The sequence below is a fragment of the Clostridium sp. DJ247 genome, from assembly GCF_014231265.1.
The window spans coordinates 42,494-48,493 of sequence record NZ_JABAIW010000039.1; the positions used below are offsets into that span (position 1 = coordinate 42,494).

Consider the following 6,000-nt stretch of genomic DNA (forward strand, 5'->3'; position numbering starts at 1 on the left):
ATTGTGACACACAAGTGGCAAAGTTGTTAATAATTTATGAATAACTTTGTTAAATTTATAATAAAATATATTTATCAAACTTTTGCAATCTTTATATCAAACTTTACTTTTTAGATTTCCTCAGTTTCTAGCTTAAATCCATTCAATTCTACGTCATCACTTAATTCAATTAATAAACACTTTCTTCCTTCTTTATTTACTACTTGCTTTATGGCACCAAGTTCCCTTGGTGTGATGGTTATATTAGTTGTTTCATTTTCTATTTTTATGGATCTACTTTCAAAATCAGGAATTATATTTTTCACTTTAAAGTCATAATTTCCTCCACAAACTTCTTCAAAAACACTTTCTAATGCTTCAGTTTGCTCTATTCCACTGAACTCTAATATATCTTTTATTTCTTTCATGTCAATGGTTGGTTCTTCTTCTTCGTCTATATCCTCTTCTAGCTTTTCATTTATTCTTTCATATATTTCTTGCATGGTTTCTGGTTTTATTTTATCACCTACCACATTATTAAGTATGGCATTGAAACTTTCTTTTTCTTCTATAGCAGTTGGTTTAACACCACAATTTAATACATCTTCTACAAAAGTAAAGTTAAGCTGTTTAGCTTTTGATGAGTAATACATAACTTTATTTACATCTATATATCCTCCATTAATACTAGGGAACATAAAACCATCAAGTGGTGATTTTAAATTTATTGTTATATCTAATGCGGAATTAGGTTTAAAAGTCATTTCTGTATAATCAAATTTTAAAACCTTTTTTGGAACATCCACTTTGTTTATACTGCACAATATAAATTCTATAGCCTGTACATAATCATCTATGGACTCATCTGCTTCTTTATTTCTCTTCTTGTTTCCTTTGTAGTATTCTGCTTTTACAAAATTTATAACTATATCTGTATCATATGTATAATTTTTTGATACTTTGTCAACTATTTTGTCTGCATATTCAACTATACTCTCTCCTGAACTTAAAGCCTGGTACAAAATATTTTGTGTACTTGCCTCTATATTATTTGTTAAAGCTACTTCATCATTATTTGTATTTTCATTTAGAACTTTCTTAAAATCCAACTCAAAAATTTTTGTGTCTATAGTGCCAGTCAAAACTTTTTTAAAGTTTTCTAGATAAAGTTCTTTCTTTTCTACATCCATCATTTCAAAATAACTAAGCTCTTTTGTAATAATTTCTCCGTTATCTTTTTTTAAATATACACTATATATCTCTTTAATAGGCATCATATAGCTACTTAACTTAAATTCTTTTCTTAAATCGGCTAAATCTTTTTTATTCATTTCCAATACCTCTCTCTTTATATCAACTTAGTTTAGATAACCACGCCCGAAATTTAACTTGTACTCCGAAATATGCTACCAAACTTTGGCACGTTAAAAACTTTTAATTAGTCTAAAGTTCGTGTTTAAGCAGAGAGCCAAAATCTGTGATTTTGATATGGTCGCTTACTCTGTGAGCACTACTCTGACGAAAGGAAGAGTAGTTTCATTATAAGTTTCTAAGAAGCTTTGATAAACTCGTACCTCAGTTCGGACAAACTTATCAATTACCATTGATAAGTCGCTGGTTGAAAGCCATTCAGGCTTTCAACCATATCAAAACTTCTAAGATTTTCAAAAACACTTCACTAAGACTAATAAAAAAGTTTTTAAAAGTGCCTTCAGTTTTGGTAGCATATTCCTACGTACAAGTTAAATTTAAGTTATACGTATCTATATAAAGTTCCGCAAGGGAAACTCTCATATAGTTATAAAGTCACAGTATATATTTTAAAACAAAAACACAAGAAAAATCTAGTCCCTTAATATGAGACTAGATTACTATATTAATGCATACTATTGATAGATACTTGTTTTTATATTATAGATATCCATACTTAAATTTAACTTATACGGAGGGGTATATTACCAATGTTGAAGTCACATTTAAATATTTTTTTATTAGTCTTAGCGAAAATTTGAGAAAAAATCTTAGAACTTTAGATATGTTTGAGCATAGCGAGTTTATCAAAGTTCTTAGATTTTTCTCAAATTTAAGCTTTAGACTAATTAAAAATATTTAACGTGACGAAACATGGTAATATATCCGGTCGTATAAGTTAAATTTCGGTCATGATTATATATTACAATTTTCTATATAACATACGATTTCCTGTATTTTTATCAATTTCTACTGAATCATACAGACCACTTTCAACTTCTTCTTTAAATATTCTTCCATCTATAGTATGTTTATCATCATCAAAGTTGTCTTGTACAACATCCTTATACACAAAAGGTTGCCCCAAAGGAACTTGATCTAATTTTTGTAAATCTACATGACTTTTATTTGACATTTATTTATCCTCCTAAAGATTATTTTTATTATAATAATATTATTTACTGAAGGTTATATTATATTAATGTAAATTAAATTACATTATTTATAATAAACCTTTCTTAGTAATATAATCTTTAAAAAGGATATTTTATTTAACAAAGAAACATAATTAAATTTATCTGTAGTCAGAAGGGGTACCGAAGTTTTCTATTTTATTATAATAAGAATATATAGAATTAAAATAAACATAAATTTGAGCAGCATCAAGCCTTGTATGAGCCTGATAAAATGCCTTATCTCCGTATCTAAGAGCTTCTATAGCTAATGGAAGCTCCTTCTTAAATATAAAGTACCTTCTTCTTGCCTCATTTATATTATTTTCTCCCTCAACATGGCAGTGAAGCTTAAGCAAATACTTCCCATCAGCTATGTCCCAATTTGCTGAAACTTCATCTCTTAGTGTATCACCGTTACTATAATGGTAATCTAATCCTATATTTAAAAACAGATTACCTGTAATATCTGAATAAGCTAGTGTATAACAACGGGGTATAATTGGTTCCTTATAAGAAACTCCTTCCATATAAGTTACATGCAGCTTATGAGGTTTAAGCCTTTTCAAAATTTTTTCTCCTTCAGACATTAAAATTACTATTATATTACAGTTTATAAATTTTCTCTATACTATATGACAGCTTGTATGCAAAATATAAACTACTATAATTTTTGCAGATACTTTCATTATAAACTGTATTAGTTTATAATGAATATTAATAAATTAAAGTTGTTAACACTAAAAACATATAAGGGAGGTTTTATATATGAATTTTTTAAAAATATCAGATCTAGCTTATAAAGAATTTAAAAATTTTTTGGAAGGAAAAAATGCTGATTCTAATAATGTACGAATATATGTTGGAGGAACATCCTGTCATGGACCATTTTTTAACATTACTATAGATGAAGCAAGACAAGGTGACTTAACTCAGAAGGTTGAAGATATAACATTTATAGTTAATAAAGGTATTTTTGCTGAATATGGTGATTTTGTACTATTGTGTGGAGAAGAAAATGGACTTGGTACATTTTCTATTGAACCAGTAATTGCTCCTGAATCAAGTGGATGTTCAGGTTGTGCTGGATGCTCCTAGCCACGATAGCTCAGACTATTAGGCTTTTATAGATGTAACAAGTGAAAACTTAAATTATACTCCGAGATATGTTGCCAAACTTCAGTACGTTAAAAACTTTTAATCAGTCTAAAGTTCGTGTTTTAGAAAACCTAAGAACCTTCGATAAACTCGCTCCGCTCAAACAATCTAAGGTTCTAAGATTTTCTAAACACTTCACTAAGACTGATAAAAAAGTTTTTAAATGTGCCTTCAGTTTTGTCAACATATCCCTACGTACAATTTAAGTTTTCACTGTGAAGTACTATAATAGCATTCGTAAATAGATAACCTAATAATGGCTGGGTTATCTATTTTTTTCTATAACATACTTGAATCCACTGAAAGCTAACATCACTTGGGATGGAAGATAGAATGTCCAAACGAGAAACTTTGATATTTGAAAGATTTTAACATTTGATAAAGCCACATTTATATCACATAAAAGAAAAAATGTTATCCCAAATGATATTAGATAACAACTGAATACTGAATAGTACTTAGTATAAATGGAAATGAAAATTATAGGATACAGCAAAATGTCATATCAAAGCACTACAGAATCTTAGATAAGGAAAATAGACGAATATGTTCATCTTTTGATTTACAATACATTAATAACAGATTTCAAGAACTCCGTGGGTAAACATCTAAATATATAAAAAATAAGTCTATTAATTAAACTTTATGCAATTTACGTATAGGAGAGGATAAGTTTGAGGTTAAGAGATTTTTTACATTTGTGCGTATTTGGGATAAAGACAATATTATTTAAGCATAAAAGCCCTATTTTAGGTACAATCATCTTAACAGATTACTGCAATCTAACTTGTAAGCATTGTGCAGTTAATAATATAAACAAGATTATGTATCCTTATGAGGATATAGCTAGCGAAATGAAGAAGATGTACAGTGAAGGCATAAGAATACTGTTTTTTTGTGGTGGGGAAACAATGCTTTGGACGGATGACACTAAAACCATAAGAGATCTAATAATAAAGGCAAAAAATATAGGATTCTTTATTGTAAATATAGTAACTAACGGCACAATTGAATTAGATATTCCGGAAGCAGATGTTATATTTTTAAGCTTGGATGGCATGAAAGCTACTCATGATAGTATATGTACACATTCCCTTCTGCATTACCCTATGTTCTTTTTGTCCATATAATAAAGTGAAATACGATGTTGAGTTAGCTCTAAGGTATAAGGAAGCTTTGATAAATGAAATTGCTATGACAGGGAAGCTTTACAGCAACAAAAAAATAACTAGTGTATATTTTGGTGGAGGCTCTCCTGCACTTATGTTAGAAGAGATGGCAGATATTATGCATGCACTTAAGGAAAACTTTGATATTATCGGTAACATTGGTATAGAGCTCCATCCACGAGATATTAATGAAGATTGTTTATTTAAATTAAGAAATATAGGTTTTAATATGGTAAGCATAGGAATACAATCTTTCCAAAAGAAATGTTTAAGTGATCTTGGCAGAGAATATATTTCCGGGGAGGATAAAGTGAAGCTTGCAAAAGAAGCCGGATTTAATGTAATTGATGTGGATCTAATTTTTGGTATGGCTAGACAAAATAGAGATGATTTAAAGAAGGACTTTTTAACAGCTTTTGAATCAGGAGCCACTCAGGTTTCAACATACCCATTTATTGACTTTTCTTATGCTAACAATAAGAATAAGCCATTAAGCAGAGAAAAAAAGAAAGACCTCTTAGCATGCCTTGAAGAAACAAGCAGCCAAATACGCTGTGATAGAACATCCGTATGGACCTTTGGCAAAAGCAACATTCCAAAATATTCTTCAATTACCAGGGACATGTATATGGGTTTTGGACCAAGTGCTGCTACACTTACAACCAAGGCTTTTCAAATAAATACTTTCTCGGTGGAAGAATATATATCCTGCATTAATAATAAGAAAAAGCCGGCGGCACTTACCATGAAATTTAGTAAAAGGACCAGAGCACTTTATTGGTTATTCTGGAATGCATATACCTTAAAATTAAGCAATAAGGAATTTTATAAACTATTCAATGAAAATTTAGATCAGATTTTTAATATTGAACTTAAACTTGCTCAATACTTTGGTTTGTTAAAAAAAGTCTGTGATGGGTATGAGTTAACTAAAAGGGGTGCATATATTTATCATCTTATGGAACAAGAGTATACTCATCAGTATATAGATAAAACTTGGAGAAAAACAAAAGAAGATCCATGGCCTAAAGAGATAGCATTATATTAATCAGATATTGGTTATAAAGTAAAACTTGAATCAGATGGAGTTTGTCTATGACTCCAGGGCAGTTTCTTTTAGCCGATTACTATGGTTAAACTGCCCGTTAAATGCCACTTAGGCATTTAACCCCCACCTGCTTCTTAGCGGAACGAATCCAGGGACGTAGCCGCTCTTTACTCCCAGTTAAGCAGAGAGCCAAAATCTGTGATTTTGTGCGAATCGGTTAAGC

The 6,000-nt window shown here is 29.8% G+C and carries 6 protein-coding genes; 3 read left to right on the plus strand and 3 right to left on the minus strand.

Features of this window, described 5'->3' with window-relative positions; translation table 11 throughout:
* Positions 1–110: 110 nt before the first annotated feature.
* The 3 genes from HGI79_RS15300 to HGI79_RS15310 all read right to left on the minus strand — a co-directional run bounded on the left by HGI79_RS15300 (position 111) and on the right by HGI79_RS15310 (position 2,971).
* Positions 111–1,310 carry a DUF4317 domain-containing protein gene (locus HGI79_RS15300; RefSeq protein WP_185651569.1) on the minus strand — a complete coding sequence of 400 codons (1,200 nt, stop codon included), beginning with the start codon at positions 1,308–1,310 and terminating at the stop codon, positions 111–113.
* An 842-nt stretch (positions 1,311–2,152) separates the two neighbouring features.
* Positions 2,153–2,365 carry a hypothetical protein gene (locus tag HGI79_RS15305; protein WP_185651570.1) on the minus strand — a complete coding sequence of 71 codons (213 nt, stop codon included), beginning with the start codon at positions 2,363–2,365 and terminating at the stop codon, positions 2,153–2,155.
* A gap of 159 nt (positions 2,366–2,524) precedes the next feature.
* Positions 2,525–2,971, minus strand: coding sequence for a staygreen family protein (locus HGI79_RS15310; protein ID WP_185651571.1), 447 nt, complete (start codon positions 2,969–2,971; stop codon positions 2,525–2,527).
* 199 nt (positions 2,972–3,170) lie between these two features.
* On the opposite strand from HGI79_RS15310, the gene HGI79_RS15315 reads away from it, so the two are divergent.
* The 3 genes from HGI79_RS15315 (at position 3,171) to HGI79_RS15325 (ending at position 5,777) form a co-directional block, all read left to right on the plus strand.
* Positions 3,171–3,500, plus strand: coding sequence for a HesB-like protein (locus HGI79_RS15315; RefSeq protein ID WP_185651572.1), 330 nt, complete (start codon positions 3,171–3,173; stop codon positions 3,498–3,500).
* 734 nt (positions 3,501–4,234) lie between these two features.
* On the plus strand, positions 4,235–4,690 hold the full coding sequence (locus HGI79_RS15320) for a radical SAM protein (protein ID WP_185651573.1): 456 nt from the start codon (positions 4,235–4,237) through the stop codon (positions 4,688–4,690).
* Between the two features lie 4 nt (positions 4,691–4,694).
* A complete protein-coding gene (locus HGI79_RS15325) occupies positions 4,695–5,777 on the plus strand; it encodes a radical SAM protein (RefSeq protein ID WP_313885221.1) in 1,083 nt (360 codons plus the stop codon).
* Positions 5,778–6,000: the final 223 nt, after the last annotated feature.